Raw genomic sequence first — 16950 nt, 5'->3', positions numbered from 1 at the left:
GGGGGCTTTACTTTCCGTAAAGTTAAAAATACATAAATGGTTCGAGGTATGAAGTGTCAACGTTTTTTAGTAGCCCTCTTGTTCAGCGGTATTTCTCTTTCGCTCTTTGCTCAAAAAGACCAGCCGTTCCCTGCTTTGGAAGGACGCACAGCAGCAGGTGAAGTCGTGCGTATTCCAGAAGATACACGCGGCAAGGTGAGCCTGCTTTGTCTTGCCTATTCACAAGCGTCAGAAGCTGAACTAGAAACATGGCTTTTGCCTGCTTACAAGTTTTTCTTGGAAGAAAACCACACCGTGTTTGAATCATTATATGACGAAACGCCTCTGAACCTCTATTTCATACCGATGGTACGTGCCATCGTACCCGATAACCAGTTTGAAAAGTTTGAACAGCAGTTCAGGAATATAGACCAAAGCCTGCGGGCGCACGTGCTGCTTTATCATGGCAATATTACGCCCTACAAGCGCTTTTTGAATATGACAGACAAATCAAAACCTTATTTTTTTGTACTGGACAAAAACGGGCGTATAGTACACATCACTTCGGGCGCATATAGCCAAAGTAAAATGGACGAACTGCGTCAAATCATTGAACGATACAGCAACTAAACTCCTACTTGCTTTGCTTTGTCAGTTGCTGTGGGTGGCAGACAGCGCTACCACCCACAGCGACAAAAAAGCTTTGACTACTCTTCATGCACTTCATATTCTATGATTCGATGCCTTTCGAAGTCGTAGAGCGTGAGCATACGCAAAACGAAATAGGCACTCCACAGATTCTGCAAACTGCTCAAGTATTGACGCTGCGCCTCGTTTTGTTCCTGCTTGGCAATATTCAGGTCCGTAAGTTGTATTTGCCCACTGCGAAAACGCTGCCATGCTATCTCGTAGCGCTTGCGTGCCACCTCCCATGCCCGTTGGGCATAGCGTATTTGCTCGCTGTAGATGTTCCATCGCTGCACTTGCAAAATCACTTCCTGCTCAAACTCATTCTGCTCTATTTCAGCTTCGGTCTTGGTGAGGTGATAGTTGGCAAGAGCCGTTTTGATGCGGGCACGCCCCCGCCCCCAGTCAAGGATAGGAATTTCCAAACTTAAACGGAAGCGTTCTTGGTCTTGCACTTTGCGGTAGCTCTCATACAAGGTGGGGGCACTCTTCGACAAACCAAACGAAAGGTAGAGGTCTGCCCGGAAGCCTCTTTCGGCACGTGCTCTGGCTATTTCCCGCTCGGCTTCCAGCAAACGGCGCTGTATATTCAAGGCTTTGGCTCTGTTTTGGCGTGCCTGTTCCAAAGCCATTTGAGCATCGACACGCAACGAAGGCAGCCAGTCGGGCACTTCTAATTGCAGGTCGGTGTCCTCTTCCAAGCGCAAATAGTTTTTCAACTGCAGCAAATGGTAGTTGTACTCATACTGTGCCAAGTCTCGTGCATTGCGGCTGTTCAGATAATACAATTCTATTTCGAGCAACTCCACTTCCGATATTTTACCTAAATCAAAACGTGCGCGCGCAATGCTGTAGAGCGTGTCGGCATTTTTGTAATTGAGCGTGGCTATTTCGAGGCTTTTTTGTGCCAACAGCGTATTGAAAAAAAGTTCGGTGGTCTTGACAGCTATCATCTCCATTGATTCATCGAAACGGCGCCTACTTTCTTCGTAGCGTAGGGGCTCAATGCGCTGCTGCCACAACAGGTGGTTATACCCCCAAAGAGGCTGGCGAATACCCACCACCACCGGATAAGCAAGGTAAGAAGTGGTATTGATGGGCGAGAGCACGTCGATACGGCTCAGCTGTGAACTGACGAAGAAGGTACCCCCCGTAGGCACTAACGGCTGCTCGAGTGCCATCTCGGCAAAAGAACTTGCCAAGCTGCGGGCGCGGAAAGTCTCAGTACCGTCGTTTTGAATCACTGGCACGATGGTGCGACTCAAGTCGGGCAAGTCGCCCCGAAAAGTCAGACGAGGGCGCAAGCTTGCCTGATGCATACGGAATGCCCAATAGTTGTTAATCCATTCGTTGCGATTCTTTTCGTAGTCGAGCGAGGTTTTTTGAGCCCGCTCAATGGCATCCGGCAGACTCATCACCCATGGTTGAGCTTGCACTGTACACAATGGTAGCAGCAGCGAAGAAATGATAGCGAGTAGTCTCATAAGCTTGAATCAGAAATCCAAGATAGTAAATTCTACACGCCGGTTCAGGGCACGCCCTTCTTCGGTATCGTTCGGGGCAATGGGGCGCTCCATACCCCAACCTTTCACCTCTATGCGCCGTGGGGCGATTCCTTTCGACAGCAGGTAGCTGCGTACTGCCTCTGCACGTGCCAGCGACAGGCGCTGGTTGTAGTCGCTCCTCCCCACATTGTCGGTATGCCCGCTGATGAGAATACGCATGGAAGGATTTCGGCGCATGATGTCTGCCAGCAGGTCCAGCTCCTCATAGGAAGCTTTCTTCAAAGTAGCCTTGTCGAAGTCAAAGTAGATATGGCGCAACACGATGGTTTCGCCCTTCTTCAAAGGTTGTGGTTGCGCTTTGATAGTCAATGCTGTGCTGTCGGGCACAATGTCTTCTATAACCGGATAGTTGCCAGGCGTGTGTATTTCCACACGATAGCGTCGTTTGGGCAAATGGAGGAGGGTGTCGCCGGTGAATGTACCTTGTTGTTCTTGCTCCCCTTCGGCTTTCAGGTGCAGTTCTGCCTCGATGGTTGCAGGCACTTCTATGCTTACTACTATTTCGTTGCTGTCGGGTAGCTCTTCCACAAAAACATCATCAATGTAGTAATAAGCCGAAGAAGCCGCTGCAAAAGGGCGTTCTTTCAGCTTAGAACGCTCTTTGGTGTAGAAATTCCCAATCAAAAGATATTGATAATCTTGGTCAGCACGAAAGACCCCTTCGAAGAGCGTCCAACCTCCTGTATAGTCTAAGATGTTTTCCATGCGCAAGTGCGCTTCGGTAGCCAGTGTGTCGGCATAGGGGGCATTGCTAAAACGCAAGCCCATATTGTTGGAGGCATAGCCCGAATAACTATAAGCCAGCGAAAGCCAATAGCCTGCCCGGTAGCGCTTGCCTTTGCGCAGGGGACGGCTCAACTTCACAGCTATCATCTCATTGGGCACCGTAGGATGATAAGAAGCCAAGCCGGCGTAATTACCCCCACTATGTGCCACCATACTGCCGAAATAGTTGCCCGGTGTCTTAATGGCAGAATTGGAAGTGCAAGCAGCCAGAAAGTCGGGAGTACCACGTACACCAAACCAAGGCACTGCCCGTGCAATCTCGCCATACTTTGTGGGGCAGCGGTCATACTGCTCAAAGCCGGGGTTGGGCACCAGATTTTGCGCCCCAGCAACACATACGCACAAATACGAATACAAAAAGCAAAAAAGTGTCCTCATAGCTCAATCACAAGGTAGCATTTATAAAGAGTTAACGCAAAAAAGAATACGAGCGTTGCCGGCATGGATTCAACGCACTCCAACGATGGTGCCTTTTTATTATATTTGCCTTGAATTTAAAGAAGAAGCAGGGAATGTTGTACGTATCCAGAAGAGAACACTTCAACGCAGCGCACAAGCTTTACAACCCCAAGTGGAGCAAAGAAGAAAACGAAGCGGTTTTTGGTCCTTGCGCCAACGAAAATTGGCACGGTCATAACTTCGAGCTCATCGTAACGGTCAAAGGATATCCCAATCCCGATACTGGCTTTGTGGTAGACCTCAAGAAGCTCAGCCGTCTCATTCGTGAAGAAGTCATCGAAAAGCTCGACCACAAAAACCTCAATCTCGACGTGGACTTTCTGCGCGACAAGTTGCCCAGCTGCGAAAACATTATCAAAGAGATTTGGCATATCCTCGAACCCAAAATACCCACATTGGCACCGAACAATTACGCCCGCCTTCATGCCTTGCGCCTCTATGAAACCCCTAACAATTATGTAGAATATTTTGGCGAGAAATAAAAAATATCAGCCTGCCATGCGCATATTAAAAGAAATACCCCACGAACACTGCAAAATCACCTTGCTTACATGGAATCAGAAGTACATTGTAAAAATAGAACAAGGACTTTTGGAACAAATCTATAAAATCAGCGAGGTGGAAGTGATGAGCCCCGAAGAAGTAGAGCAAGCCGTCTTGCGCGAAGACTTCATGGCGAAGGTATTACACCGATTTGAAGAAATGCATCAGGACTGGTATCAAACCTTGGACATATAAACAAACGAACTACAGCTATGACTTCAAAAAAACAACTGAGCAAAGAAGAATTTCTTGACCTCTACAAAGCCACTTTTCGCCTACCTACCCAATGGGGCGAACTCGACCTTGGCGGTCATATAAACAATGTGGTGTATATGCGCTACTTTGAGTCGGGGCGCGTGGCTTATCTGCAAAAAATAGTTGAAAACAAACGCTTTGACTTCACCCCGGTAGGTCCCGTGCTGGCAAGCATCGAAGTGCACTACAAAGTGCCTTTGTTCTTCCCCGACACCATTACCATAGGTACCCGCGTCATCAACATGGACGAATACAGCCTCATCATGGAAGCCGCCATTTGGAGCGAACAGCACCGCCGCATCACCACCGAAGCCAAGGCTCGCTTGGTGTTTTATGACTTTCGCACACAACAAAAAGCACCCATCCCACAAGAAGTGGTCGAAGGGATTACCGCCCTGGATGGCATAGAACAGCAGCTGCAAGGCTAAACCTTCTGCCTCATCGGCTTGTTTCTCTTAAAACGAAAGCAATGAAAAGTATTTCCTCGATTCAAGCCCTCATAGAAGCACAAGAATACATACAGGCAGAACAGGCGCTCTCGAAGCTGATAGCTCAAAACCCCAACACCCAGCTTTTTTATTTACGTGCCAAGTGCTACTACCGCCTCGAACGCTTCGAAGACGCCATCGCCGACTACGACCGCCTTTTATCGCAACAGCCCTCTGCCGACGGCTTTTATGAACGGGGCTTAGCAAAATACATGGCAGGGCGCTCTATCGAAAGCCTCGAAGACTTCGACCGAGCAGTAGAGCTTGACCCTGACTATGCTTTCCGTTATGCCAGCCGTGGCTTTATCAAGGCAGCCTTGGGCATGGTAGAAGCTGCCATCGAAGACTATCAGAAAGCTATAGAGCTGGACCCCGACGACGCCATCAACCACAACAACTTGGGTTTGCTCTACGAGCAGTTGGGCATGCCAGAAGCCGCCATCAAACATTTCCGTAAAGCCGACGCCATCGCCGGGCTGCCCGAAGGAAAGTACATCTCTCAACAACGCCCCCATACTCCCCAATTTATCAACATACCCAACGAGGCAACGCCCACCGCTACCAATCGCTGGCAAATCATCAAAGAAGTATTCTGCTCTGCTGCGCGCCGCAAGGAGTTCTTCCGCTTTGTGGCGCAGAAGTTGGGTTTAGGCAAAAAAGAAACAAAGGCATGAAGCTTTCGGCTCAAAAAGTATTTATCACAGGTGCCACCGGTTTAGTAGGGCAGTATTTCGTACGTCGCCTGCTACACGAAGGCAGCGAGGTGTGGGCACTGCATCGCCCACAAAGCAAGCTACCCTTTTCAGAAAGCGAGCAGAAGCAAATACGCTGGATAGAAGGCGACCTGAACGACCCCATCGCGTTGGCAGAGCAATTGCCCGAAGGGGCAGTGGTGATTCATGCAGCAGCAAAAGTATCATTCAATCCCAAAGACAAAAAAGAACTCTACCGCACCAACATACAAGGGACTGCCACCCTGATAAATGCCTGTCTGGAAAAAAAATGCCTTTACTTTCTGCATATTAGCTCGGTGGCTGCCTTGGGGCGTACCCCCGGACAAGAGCACATCGACGAGCAAAACCAATGGGAAGAAAACAAGCTAACCACCCATTATGCCCGTTCGAAGTTTCATGCCGAGATGGAAGTGTGGCGTGGCTACGCCGAAGGGCTGCCCGTGGGCGTGCTCAATCCCTCGCTTATCTTAGGATGCGGCGACTTGCATCGCAGCAGCACCCAACTGTTTCGTTATGTAATGGAAGGAAGAAAGTTTTACCCACTCGGTAGCCTCAATTATGTGGATGTGCGCGATGTGTTGGAAGCAGGTATACGCCTCATTGAAAACGAGATTACAGGCGAGCGCTTCATACTCAATGCGGGCACTATTGCCTATCGCGACTTTTTCGGTATGGTAGCCCAAGCCCTTGGTAAAGAAGCTCCCCGCTACGCTGTACGCCCATGGATGAGCGAAATAGCGTGGCGTCTGTCTGCTCTCTACAGCTTCATTAGCGGGCGTGCGCCGCTCATTACCCGCGAAACAGCTCGCATCTCACAAGAGCATTTCAGTTACGACGGCAGCAAAATACAAAGTTTCTTGCCAAACTTTCGTTATACTCCCCTTGCAGACACCATCCGTTGGGTAGTCTGCCATCTGACAGCCACGCCCTTTGCCCCTCACAATACCTCTATGGTTTTGAGCAAATGACGCTTATTGATTTTGTATTTTTTCTTCCGAAAAACGCGGCATAAAATGCCTGCTCCTACCAGCGAAGAAGAAATGGTGATGTTTTCCGCCGTGATTCGGTCGTTTCCGTTTTCATAGTTGCGAGGATTGAGCGTGTCCATCAGGAAGTAACCTACCCCTGCCACAGGAAAAACAAAAGCCCCCTGATGCAAAAACCATGAACGCGAAGGCACCACCACCGCCTCTATTTGTTTAATGGGTACCTTACCCGCCTCCGTTACAATAATGGTATCGTTCTTGATACCCAAAATCTCTGCATTCCAGCGGTCGCCGCCCATGTAAAAAGCGATTTCATCACCTACATAGTAGCGTATCCGTTTCACCATGCCGGGCTTGTCGAGCGCCAAAAAGAATTTTTCCTTTTCCAGCCTCTCCACCGGCGTTTGGGCATGCACAATTTCCCCCACAAAAAACAACAGTAGCCAACAGGTAAGCAATCGCATAAAAGACATAGTGCTTAGCGTTTGATTTCATATAAGATAACAATTTTTTCTTCGGGCAAGGTCAGCAGCTCTATAAATTCCTCGCTTAAAATCAACTGGTTTGCCTGTGCCCATTCTTGCGCCGCCCGGTGCAGCTCATAAGGACGGGGTGCCCAAAGCGGATGGGCAAGCACGCGTAACTCTATTCGGTCGCCTTCGATAGCTTCAACATCATAACCAACAGGCAACTTAGGGGGTAGGCTGTCGGTCAATATCCCTATACGCACAGGCAAAGGCTTGCCCGGCTCGGGTTCGTAGGGATATGCCGCTGCCCATGCCGATATATGGTACCCCTGCCAGTCGGCTTGCACCTGCCGGCGAAGCGCTTTCAGACTGTCGGAAGGCACTCTTCCTTCATACAGACGATACAAAAAGTAATGTTTCGGCAGGGATACCCGGCGGATTTCCGGCGGCAAATGTCCGCCCATGCCCAAGTAAGCGGCAGTTACCACTCCGGCTATAAGCAACACCACTATCAGTAGTTTTCGTAACATATTCATAAAAAATAAATTGGCTTCAAAGATAGCAATATTCAAAATTTGTTTATATTTGCAGTCCGTTAAAGGAGAAAGCAATCATCAATCACCTTAGAACATAAGTGAGTCATGGAAGATTTGATAAAATTCGTAGAATCGGAATACGCTCAGCGCCGTGCCGAAATGCCCGACTTCAAAGCCGGTGACACCGTACGCGTACATGTGAAAATTGTAGAAGGTAACAAAGAGCGCATTCAGGTATATGAGGGCGTAGTCATTCAGCGCCGCCACCCCAACACCAACGGTGAAACCTTTACTGTAAGAAAAATATCTGGGGGCATTGCCGTAGAGCGTATTTTTCCCCTTTTGTCGCCTTCTATTGAAAAGATAGAGCTGGTACGCCGCGGACGCGTACGCCGTGCTCGCATCTACTACATGCGCAACAGAAAAGGCAAAGCTGCCCGTATCAAAGAATTGCGCGACTAACATTGGCGTTGCCTTCAATAACAAGAGGTGCTTTCTGGTAAAGAGAGCACCTCTTGTTCTCTTTTTAGCAACGACAGCCGTTTCTTAATGCTTTGTCTTCTCACTTTCATTTACTCTTCTTCAACACCGCCCCTCTGCCCTTTCTCTTTATCAGCATTTCCCTTTTGAGCCTATTTGTGCCCCTTCAAGGCTTTCTACGATTTCTACAGGCTTGTCATTTTTTATTTCTTAAAAATACTACGCATCAAACAATAAATAGAAATAAAGCAAAAAACATTGGTAGCTGCTTAAAAGGCGAGGCTTCGTATTTCAAAGATGGTTTTGCGGTAGCAGAAAGTGCGGTTCTTTGAATCAAGTTTTGTAGTAAAAGTTCCGCTCTTCTTGGGAGCTAAATTTAATTTTTTTAATTTTTGCCTATGCTGAAGCACATCCGGAATATGCCACACTTTTTATGTAGCACCCCACCGAGCCTTTTTTGTCATGGCATACTCGCAGGCTAAATTGGTAAAGATTATTCTGTATTTTTAGTTAATTTCTGCGTATTTTATATGGGGCAAAAAATTTTTTTGGTTTCACTCAAAAAATCCAATGCAATGAAAACGTTTATTTTAAGTCTTTTTCTGCTTGTGCTTGTACACGCTGTGAATGCTCAATTTGGACGTCCCCCATTTTACTCCCCAGGTGCTAGTTACATGCTTATTGCCAATAAAAACAAAAAAATAAACAAAGTATATGATGGTGTAGTTTTTTTAGAAGATGGTGGTGAAATTAAAGGTGCCGTAAAATTTAGTCAAAATGGCAAAGTTACGGTCAAGACGGAAAACGACTGCACTTTTACAGCTGTTGAAAACGCAATCAAAGTTCGCCTATTTGAAGCCGATACAAATTTAATTCCTCAAAATTATACAGATTATTTTTACTTGAAAATTGAGAAAACACCCAAGTGGTATAGACAACTTGTTGATGGAAAAGTGAGCTTATATGACCAGACTACTTATTGCAATGAGGTACCCAATTATTTTAACATAAAGCAGGCAAGGAGATGCTTATGAAAGCACTTTTAATTTTTGGTCAACGAGCTACGAGGCAGACTTAGTGAAAGCTATGAACCGAGTTTTCAACACAAACTAAAGAGCTCATTGATACGTTTAGAGCGTTGGCTTCCAATTGACGGCAATTCACTTGTTTGAGAAACTGCTGTGCAAAAAACGTCGAATGCACACTAAAGAAGACAACACAAGCTTTTTCAAAAAAAAAGCGACACTTGGTCAAGTGTCGCTTCACGATGGTGGGTTCTGCAGGATTCGAACCTGCGACCCCCTGCTTGTAAGGCAGGTGCTCTGAACCAACTGAGCTAAGAACCCGCTTTCCTTAACGTGGAAGCAAAACTAAGGCAAGCTTTTGTTTTGTGCAAATTATTGCCAAATTTTTTCTTCATAAGAAACACAATCGGCTCAAAAGCAAAGTTTTGAGCCGGTGCTTACACAAAGCATTGCAAGCATTTATTACAGCTTCGACAAGATAGAACGCAACGAGACCGCCTCGCCTATGATGCGGGGCAGCTCAGCAATAGGCACGCGCTCTTGTTCTGTAGTGTCGCGATGGCGCAGTGTTACGGTGTTGTCTTCCATGGTTTGGTAATCTATGGTAATGCAGAAGGGCGTACCTATCATGTCTTGACGGGTGTAGTTTTTGCCTATAGCCCCCCGCTCTTCATAGATGGTATTGAAATCGTAGCGCAGCAGGTTGAACACCTCGCGTGCTTTTTCGGGCAAGCCGTCTTTGCGCACCAAGGGAAATACGGCTGCCTTGATTGGGGCAATGGCAGGGTGGAACTTCAGGTACACACGTTTCTTCTCGTTGCCTTTGGCGTCTATCCCCACATCTTCGGTATAGGCATTGCATAAAACAGCCAAGAAAAAGCGGTCTGCACCAATAGAGGTCTCAATCACATAGGGGATATAGCTTTCCTTTATTTCATCATCAAAATAGCGCAGTTTTTTCTTTGAGTATTGTTCGTGGTTGCGCAAGTCGAAATCCGTGCGCGAATGGATGCCCTCCAGTTCTTTAAAGCCAAAGGGAAACTCGTATTCAATATCGAGAGCGGCATTGGCATAGTGTGCCAGCTTTTCGTGTTCGTGAAAACGCAGCTTGTTTTCTGGCAAGCCAACGGCACGCAAAAAGTCATAGCGTTTTTGTTTCCAGTATTCGTACCACTGCATTTCTTCACCGGGACGCACAAAAAACTGCATTTCCATCTGCTCGAACTCGCGCATGCGGAAAATAAACTGACGTGCCACGATTTCGTTGCGGAAAGCTTTGCCTATTTGCGCAATGCCGAAAGGTATTTTCATGCTGGTGCCTCGCCCTGTTTTTTGCACATTCAAAAAGTTGACGAAGATACCCTGGGCGGTTTCGGGGCGCAAGTAGATGGTCATGCTGTCGTCGGCTACGGCGCCGGCTTTGGTAGAAAACATAAGGTTGAACTGCCGCACTTCGGTCCAGTTGGCAGTGCCCGACACAGGACAGACGATGTTTTCATCAATGATGAGCTGCCGCAGCCCCTCGAAATCTTCGCGGTTAAGCAGTTCGTTCATCTTGTCGAGCAGGGCTTGTGCCCGGGCGTCATCGCCTGCTTGGCGATATTCTTCAGCTTTGGCTTCTATGAGGTGGTCCACACGGTAGCGCTTCTTGGAGTCTTTGTTATCTATGAGGGGGTCGTTGAAGCTGTCCACGTGCCCGGAAGCTTTCCAAGTGGTAGGGTGCATGAAAATAGCAGCATCCAAGCCCACTACGTTTTCGTGCAGTTGGGTCATGGCTTTCCACCACAGCAGCTTGAGATTGTTTTTGAGTTCTACGCCGTTGGGTCCGTAGTCATAAACTGCCTGCAAGCCGTCGTAAATTTCGCTGGAAGGAAAAACGAAACCGTACTCCTTGGCATGCGATACAATTTTCTGCAAGTTGGCTTCTTCCAAAGTCAATGGTTGCTGCTTCTTCGACATATGGTTTTGCTTTTTGTATTCTGCATCTTTTTAAAAAACAAAAATAAGCGAATTTTAAGAAAGCAACGCTGCCTATCCCTAAAAAAGGCAACACCGCTTGGCTGTTTCAACGTATTACCTTGTACAATACGAAGCGGATATACAAGCGATGGAATTCAATATGCAGTCTTTTGTTTCTTTATTTCGTTTAAGGCATTGCCTTCTTTTTTGTGCTATAGGGCTATGGACAAGCGTATGGGAAAGCAAGTCGGCACAAGCCCAAAGCCCTTGTTTTTATGCCAAAGACTACCCGGCAGGTGCTACACGCATACGGGCATGCGCGCCTTTCAGCATTGAGTTGATTGACTGCACCGGCGGTGGGCAAAACATAGCCTATCGATTTCAGGAAGGGGGTGTACGCACGCCATCCAATACGTTTACCTACACCACGCCGGGCATCTATAGCATCACGCAGTATGGTAATTTCCCCGACAGCAATGGAGGTTTTATCGGCGACAGCCTCACCAAAAGCAATTACGTGGAAGTACTGGCAGTACCCGTGCCGCCAATACGCATGGAGCGTTGCAACGGCAGGCGCCTGCGCATAACGGCAGCCGCTACCCCCTATGAGCAGTATGTGGTGAATTGGGGCGACGGCAGCCCCCTGCAAATGCTGCTGCCCGGTAGTAGCCTTACTCATGTCTATGCCACAGCCGGCAACTACACGCCCATTGTGCGTGGCGAGTACATCCTCAATCGCACCGACGGGCAGAACTGCGGCAAAGACACTACTTTTACGCTTAGCATCTACGAAGACATCAGCAATCTGAATTTCAACTTTCAGATGCAAGTACAAAGCCCCTTGTCCGTTTGTAAGGGGCAAGTGCTGCTTTCTTGGCAAGGTCTGCATGCCGATTGGCAATACGATTTGGAAGTATCGCGCAACAACGGCGCTTATGAGCCTGTCTTGCATATCGAAAACAGCACCGCCACTTCGGTAGAATACGTGTGGCAAGGCAATACGCTCACGCAAAGCCTGCGCTTCCGGCTTACAGTACGCAATGCCTGTGGAGAGTCGGTCTCTTTTGTCTCTGCCACTTACAGCCCGCCTCTTACCCAGCTACCTGTGAAAGTGCGCAATTTGCAGCTTTCGTTCACAAACGACAACCGCCTGCAGGCAAATTGGCGCAACGACGAAAGCGTTTACGCTGAACTGCAAGAATTGGAGTTGTGGCAAAATGGTCAAGCCACAAACAACCTGCCCAACAGTGGCACGTTCACGAGCCAAGCCCCCTTGACAGCAGCCGTATGTTGGCAACTAAGAAAAAACAGCGACTGCGGCACCATTGCGCTCAGCGATTACATCTGCCCCTTATGGCTTGAGGTGAACCCACAGGGGCAAAACGCCTACCGTTTGTCGTGGCGCCCCTACCGCCGCAACGACACGGTCATAAGTCAGACTTACGAAATAGTAGTCAGCGATGAAGCGGGCAATGTATTGGAACGCTTCGCGGCAGGTAGTGTCTTACAAAGCGACTTCTCGCCCGCCGACACCCAACAGCAGTTGTTGTATGTGCATATAGAAAGCGTTCTGCCGAGCGGCTTTGTCAGCCGTTCAAACCGCCAGCGCATTGAACGCCCCCTGCAGCTGCATTTCCCTACTGCCTTCACGCCGAATGGAGACGGTTTAAACGACACATTCCATCCCAAAGGAGCATTTGTGCGCCGCTACCGCCTGCAAATCTACGACAGCAAGGGCAGCCTGCTTTTTGAAAGTAGCAACATAGAACAAGGATGGGACGGCGCCCAAGCCCCTCCGGGCAGTTATCTGTACCATGCCACAGCCGAAGACTATTTGGGCAGAACCTACCATTTTCAAGGAGTGCTTACACTCATACGGTAGCAGATTGGGGTTTTCTTATCCCAAAACTCAAACGAAAACAGATACATCAAAGGTAGCTTGTCATCTACAAGCGAAGCGAGTGGGAGCGCTCAATCAAACCATATTACAAGAAGCAAAGAAGTCTTCCATTGACGCTTGCAATCACTCGAAATGATACAGAGAAACGCTTTACAGAATAGCAACAGGCGCTTTTTGTGAAGAAAGCGCCTGTTGAAGCTTTCCCAAAGAAACAGAAAAAGCGTTTGGCAAGCTGTTTTAGGGCTTCGCTGCCGGGGCATCGTCTTCATAGCGACGCAACTTTACGCCGAAACTAAGCACTTCAGGCAAAGGGTCTTCGCGCATGTATTGCTGTATGAGATAGACATACTTGCCGGGCGCAGGGAATTCGTATGCTGGCAAGGCAATGAGCTCATGCTCGAAGATGTCGCCCAGATTGGTACCATAAGGCTCGCCCGTTTTGGGGTCCATCAATACAATATGCTGCAAGTTTTTGGCAAGTACCTTACCGGCACTGTCCACAATGCTGTATTGCACATACATGTTGTAATAGGGGTAGTCCAGAGTATTGCGTATGTGGTAGTACAAGTCGTATTTGCCGGCTTGTGCTACGGGCAATTCAAAGCGCAGCACGGAATCGGCATACCACTTACCGCCGGGCAGAGAGTAGATTTTTTCATAAACGAGGCGGTCGTCGCTGCAAGCAGAGAACAGAAAAAAGCCCAACAAGCAAAAGAGCAAAGATTTAGCAATCTTCATAGGCAAAGATTTATGATTTATCATGCCGACGGTTGTTGTTCCGTCGTTGGTGGTTACGTTTTTTTCTGCCGGATGAAGCGTTTTCATCATTGCTTGCTTCGCTTTTTTGAGCTTGGTCATGAGCAGTATTTTTGCCATTTCCTTCTTGTTGTTTCTTGCGGTTCTTGCTCTTTTTGCGGCGTTTCTTTTTAGGCTTGGCATCTTCGCTCTCTTTCATGTGCTCTTCTATGCGCTCAAGGTCTGTGCTGATGTCGTTTTCTATAGCCTCGTCGTCGTCGAGCAAAGTTGTTTCCTGCAGGAGTTCAGGCATCTGCCCTACCTCGTTCATTTTCATGATTTCACGCACACGCTCTACGCTCAGAGGATACCAAGTGCTCTCGTTCTCGTAGGAAAACCAAAGTATTTTCTTGAAGATATCGGTTTTACGCAGGTAAGCATCGCCTTTGGCTGTTTTGAGCACTTCCACCTCAGGGATGTCTTTGAGGGCTTCTACGTAGGTGTCTAACTCATAGTTGAGACAGCACTTCAGGCGCCCGCATTGCCCCGACAACTTGGCGGGATTGAGCGACAGGTTCTGATAGCGCGCCGCCGAAGTGGCTACGCTCTTGAAGTCGGAGAGCCAAGTAGAGCAACAGAGCTCGCGCCCACAGACTCCAATCCCCCCCAAACGGGCAGCTTCCTGACGCAAGCTTATTTGCCGCATCTCTACACGTATTTTGAACTCCGAAGCCAAGATTTTAATCAGCTCGCGAAAGTCCACACGCCCGTCAGCGGTATAGTAGAAAGTAGCTTTGGTTTGGTCTGCCTGATACTCTACGTCGTTGAGTTTCATTTGCATGCCCAATTCGCGTATAATCTCACGAGTGCGAAAGAGCGTGGGCATTTCCCTGTTTTTGGCTTCTTGGAATTTCTGCATATCTGCCTCAGTAGGCAGGCGCAGGATGCGGGGCAGTTCGGCATCTTCTGCCAGTCGTTGTTTGCGCATCTGCAGACGCACCAATTCGCCCCGCAACGATACGTAACCGATATGGTAGCCAGTGGGCATCTCTACGACCACCGGGTCGCCGGTTTCCAAAGCAAAGCCTTCGGAATTACGGAAAAACTCTTTTTTTCCGTTTTTGAAGCGTACTTCCACGACGTCGAATGGTTCGTCGGGGGGAATATCCAGATGGCTGAGCCAATCAAATACATTCATTTTATTGCATCCGCCGGTGGCGCAGCCGCCATTGCTCCGGCAGCCTGCGGGTTTGGCGGTACCACAGTTCGTACAAGCCATAGTCATTCTACGGTTTTTAAAGGGTTAAGTACTTACCTCCAACAAGGTAAATACGGTTTTAGTTTTGCCGCGAAGCCTCTGCTTCTTGCTCGTAGCGCTCCAAGTCCAAGCCTATGTCGCGACGATAATACTTGTTACTGAAGCGGATGGTTGCGGCTGCTTTCATCGCCAACTGACGTGCCTGCGGCAGGGTCTCTGCCAGAGAGGTTACTGCCAACACACGCCCGCCTGCAGTCAGTATTTGTCCTTTGCCGTCTTGGCGGGTGCCTGCATGAAAAATGATAGCTTCTTCCACTTCGTCGAAGCCTTCGATGACTTTGTCTTTTTCATAGGTTTGAGGATAGCCCTGCGATGCAAGCACCACAGTTACCGCGGTGTAAGGGCTGATTTGCAGGCTTTGATGCTTGAGGGTGCCAGCAGCCGTGGCGTCAAGCAGCTCCAGTAGGTCCGACTCGATGCGCGCAAAAACGGCTTGCGTTTCGGGGTCGCCCATGCGCACATTGTACTCAATCACATAAGGGTCGCCATTGACGTTCATTAAACCAAGAAAAATGAAGCCGCAGTAAGGGGCTTGCTCTTGTTGTAAACCTTGCAGGGTAGGGCGTATGATACGCTCTTCTACCTTGCCGATGAAGTCTTTATTAACAAAAGGTACCGGCGACACTGCCCCCATCCCTCCGGTATTCAAGCCGGTATCGCCCTCGCCTATGCGCTTATAGTCTTTAGCTTCGGGCAACACGAGATAGTCTTTGCCGTCGGTAAGCACAAACACCGACACTTCTATGCCTTGCAAAAACTCTTCTACGACTACCTTGCGACTTGCTTCGCCAAATTTGCCCGAAAGCATGGCTTTCATCTCTTCAACTGCCTGTTCGTGGCTTTCGCATATAAGCACCCCTTTGCCTGCTGCCAGCCCGTCGGCTTTCAAGACCACAGGCAAAGGATGTTGCTGCAAATAGTCGAGCGCTTGCTGCAGCTGCCCTGCTTCGAAGGTGCGATAGCGGGCGGTGGGAATGCCATAGCGCTGCATAAACTGCTTGGCGAAGTCTTTGCTACCTTCCAAACGGGCAGCTTTCTGTGAAGGTCCCACTATTTTCAGTCCTTTGAGTTGCGGTTGGGCTTCCAGCACATCGCGGATGCCTGCCACCAAAGGAGCTTCTGGACCGGGCACCAGCAAATCAATGCTTTTTTCTTGGCAAAAGCGGGCAACCGCCTCAAAGTCCATGGGGTCTATGTTCACATTTTGAGCATGCCGGGCAGTGCCAGCATTGCCCGGCGCAACAAACAAAGCCTCGCAAAGCGGGCTTTGTGCTATTTTATATACGAAGGCGTGCTCTCTGCCGCCACTTCCTAAAACAAGAACTCGTGCCATAGAAGTTATAGTTAGTGAAGGTTATTTGGATGGTTAAGAATCAGATGCGTTCAGATTTTGACTTTTTTTCAAATAGCCCTCGGTCGAAAGGCTCTCTTCGAGCAACATGAAAAAGGTATTCATGATGCGCTCACGCTCAATGCTGAGGTATTTCTGCAACAAAGAGCTTTTGTGATAGACCAGCTGCATGATGCCATTTGCCATAGCCCACAGACACTTCGACACTACCTGCGGGTCTATTCCTTTTTTGATGCTGCTGTCTTGTATGCCCCACTCAATACACTCAGCCAAGATGTCGTCCATGTGCAGCATTTCGCGCTCCAGAGCTTCGTCCAGTTCGAAGTTGTCGCCAGAGGTAAAGTAGGCAATGACCTTGTAATAATCGGGGTAGCGCGTAGCAAAATCAAAGTAAGCATAACCAATGGCACGCACTTTATCTACTCCCTTTTCATGCCCTTCGATGGCTTCACGCAGTTGTTTCTGCAATATTTCGTTGCCTTTTTGGGCTATGGCAAAGAACAATTCGTCTTTAGTTTTGAAATAGCTGTAAAGGGTGGCTTTGCTTAGCCGTGCCCGCTTGGCTACGTCATCCATAGTAGCTTGGCGAAAGCCTTTAGTAAAGAAAACCAATTCTGCCGCTTTAAGAATCGCTTCCCTTCGATTTTGCTTCGCCTGTTCACGTCTCGATAGAGTCTTTGACATTTTCCCTAACTTT

18 protein-coding genes and 1 tRNA gene are annotated in these 16950 nt (G+C 48.5%); 9 read left to right on the top strand and 10 right to left on the bottom strand.

Translation table 11 applies throughout. From position 1 onward, the window contains the following. Positions 1 to 48 precede the first annotated feature (48 nt). Positions 49 to 609: a hypothetical protein gene (locus FHS56_RS09850; RefSeq protein ID WP_166920327.1), complete on the top strand. Its 561-nt coding sequence runs from the start codon at positions 49 to 51 to the stop codon at positions 607 to 609. A gap of 77 nt (positions 610 to 686) precedes the next feature. Here the strand turns inward: FHS56_RS09850 and FHS56_RS09845 are convergent, their stop codons facing one another. Together FHS56_RS09845 and FHS56_RS09840 are read right to left on the bottom strand one after the other, a co-directional pair. Then, the gene (locus FHS56_RS09845; RefSeq protein WP_166920325.1) at positions 687 to 2150 is read right to left on the bottom strand and encodes a TolC family protein; all 1464 of its coding nucleotides are present in this window, start codon (positions 2148 to 2150) and stop codon (positions 687 to 689) included. A gap of 9 nt (positions 2151 to 2159) precedes the next feature. After that, positions 2160 to 3395, bottom strand: a complete 1236-nt coding sequence (locus tag FHS56_RS09840; protein WP_166920323.1) for an OmpA family protein — start codon at positions 3393 to 3395, stop codon at positions 2160 to 2162. 134 nt (positions 3396 to 3529) lie between these two features. Between FHS56_RS09840 and FHS56_RS09835 the strand changes: the two genes are divergently transcribed. Genes FHS56_RS09835 through FHS56_RS09815 form a run of 5 tightly spaced genes read left to right on the top strand, consistent with a single transcriptional unit; the run spans position 3530 to position 6464 of the window. Beyond that, the gene (locus tag FHS56_RS09835; RefSeq protein ID WP_166920321.1) at positions 3530 to 3958 is read left to right on the top strand and encodes a 6-pyruvoyl trahydropterin synthase family protein; all 429 of its coding nucleotides are present in this window, start codon (positions 3530 to 3532) and stop codon (positions 3956 to 3958) included. Between the two features lie 16 nt (positions 3959 to 3974). Next, on the top strand, positions 3975 to 4214 hold the full coding sequence (locus FHS56_RS09830) for a hypothetical protein (RefSeq protein ID WP_166920319.1): 240 nt from the start codon (positions 3975 to 3977) through the stop codon (positions 4212 to 4214). A 17-nt stretch (positions 4215 to 4231) separates the two neighbouring features. Beyond that, positions 4232 to 4702 (top strand): acyl-CoA thioesterase, encoded by a 471-nt coding sequence (locus FHS56_RS09825; RefSeq protein WP_166920317.1) that lies wholly within the window; start codon positions 4232 to 4234, stop codon positions 4700 to 4702. A gap of 41 nt (positions 4703 to 4743) precedes the next feature. Next, entirely contained in the window at positions 4744 to 5436 is a 693-nt protein-coding gene (locus FHS56_RS09820; RefSeq protein WP_166920315.1) for a tetratricopeptide repeat protein, read from the top strand. Continuing rightward, positions 5433 to 6464, top strand: coding sequence for an NAD-dependent epimerase/dehydratase family protein (locus FHS56_RS09815; protein WP_166920313.1), 1032 nt, complete (start codon positions 5433 to 5435; stop codon positions 6462 to 6464). Before FHS56_RS09820 ends, FHS56_RS09815 begins: the two co-directional genes overlap by 4 nt. On the opposite strand, the gene FHS56_RS09810 is transcribed toward FHS56_RS09815, so the two are convergent. After that, the gene (locus FHS56_RS09810; RefSeq protein ID WP_166920311.1) at positions 6434 to 6955 is read right to left on the bottom strand and encodes a hypothetical protein; all 522 of its coding nucleotides are present in this window, start codon (positions 6953 to 6955) and stop codon (positions 6434 to 6436) included. The two genes, FHS56_RS09815 and FHS56_RS09810, sit on opposite strands and share 31 nt — an antisense overlap. Positions 6956 to 6960: 5 nt before the next feature. Further along, positions 6961 to 7485, bottom strand: a complete 525-nt coding sequence (locus FHS56_RS09805) for a hypothetical protein (RefSeq protein WP_166920309.1) — start codon at positions 7483 to 7485, stop codon at positions 6961 to 6963. A gap of 105 nt (positions 7486 to 7590) precedes the next feature. On the opposite strand from FHS56_RS09805, the gene rplS reads away from it, so the two are divergent. Then, a complete protein-coding gene (rplS, locus tag FHS56_RS09800) occupies positions 7591 to 7947 on the top strand; it encodes a 50S ribosomal protein L19 (RefSeq protein WP_166920307.1) in 357 nt (118 codons plus the stop codon). Between the two features lie 593 nt (positions 7948 to 8540). After that, positions 8541 to 8999: a hypothetical protein gene (locus FHS56_RS09795; RefSeq protein ID WP_166920305.1), complete on the top strand. Its 459-nt coding sequence runs from the start codon at positions 8541 to 8543 to the stop codon at positions 8997 to 8999. A 234-nt stretch (positions 9000 to 9233) separates the two neighbouring features. Here FHS56_RS09795 and FHS56_RS09790 read toward each other — a convergent pair. Both FHS56_RS09790 and FHS56_RS09785 read right to left on the bottom strand, forming a co-directional pair. Then, positions 9234 to 9311, bottom strand: a tRNA-Val gene (locus FHS56_RS09790). A 141-nt stretch (positions 9312 to 9452) separates the two neighbouring features. Next, complete coding sequence (locus tag FHS56_RS09785) at positions 9453 to 10949, bottom strand: glycine--tRNA ligase (RefSeq protein ID WP_166920303.1); 1497 nt, start codon at positions 10947 to 10949, stop codon at positions 9453 to 9455. Between the two features lie 97 nt (positions 10950 to 11046). On the opposite strand from FHS56_RS09785, the gene FHS56_RS09780 reads away from it, so the two are divergent. After that, entirely contained in the window at positions 11047 to 12831 is a 1785-nt protein-coding gene (locus FHS56_RS09780) for a T9SS type B sorting domain-containing protein (protein ID WP_166920301.1), read from the top strand. A 255-nt stretch (positions 12832 to 13086) separates the two neighbouring features. On the opposite strand, the gene FHS56_RS09775 is transcribed toward FHS56_RS09780, so the two are convergent. From FHS56_RS09775 to FHS56_RS09760, 4 genes are read right to left on the bottom strand one after another with little or no spacing between them, the layout of a single operon-like run. Then, entirely contained in the window at positions 13087 to 13677 is a 591-nt protein-coding gene (locus tag FHS56_RS09775) for a gliding motility lipoprotein GldH (protein WP_208409672.1), read from the bottom strand. Continuing rightward, positions 13598 to 14863: a PSP1 domain-containing protein gene (locus FHS56_RS09770; RefSeq protein WP_243844206.1), complete on the bottom strand. Its 1266-nt coding sequence runs from the start codon at positions 14861 to 14863 to the stop codon at positions 13598 to 13600. The genes FHS56_RS09775 and FHS56_RS09770 overlap by 80 nt, the downstream gene beginning before the upstream one ends. 58 nt (positions 14864 to 14921) lie before the next feature. Further along, the gene (purD, locus tag FHS56_RS09765) at positions 14922 to 16235 is read right to left on the bottom strand and encodes a phosphoribosylamine--glycine ligase (RefSeq protein ID WP_166920297.1); all 1314 of its coding nucleotides are present in this window, start codon (positions 16233 to 16235) and stop codon (positions 14922 to 14924) included. Positions 16236 to 16268: 33 nt separating this feature from the next. Then, complete coding sequence (locus FHS56_RS09760) at positions 16269 to 16937, bottom strand: TetR/AcrR family transcriptional regulator (RefSeq protein ID WP_166920295.1); 669 nt, start codon at positions 16935 to 16937, stop codon at positions 16269 to 16271. Between the last annotated feature and the right edge of the window lie 13 nt (positions 16938 to 16950).

This window comes from Thermonema lapsum (assembly GCF_011761635.1).
Classification (GTDB): Bacteria; Bacteroidota; Bacteroidia; order Cytophagales; family Thermonemataceae; genus Thermonema; species Thermonema lapsum.
The sequence above is the reverse complement of the archived record's forward strand: the minus strand, read 5'-3'. Positions and strand labels throughout refer to the sequence as shown.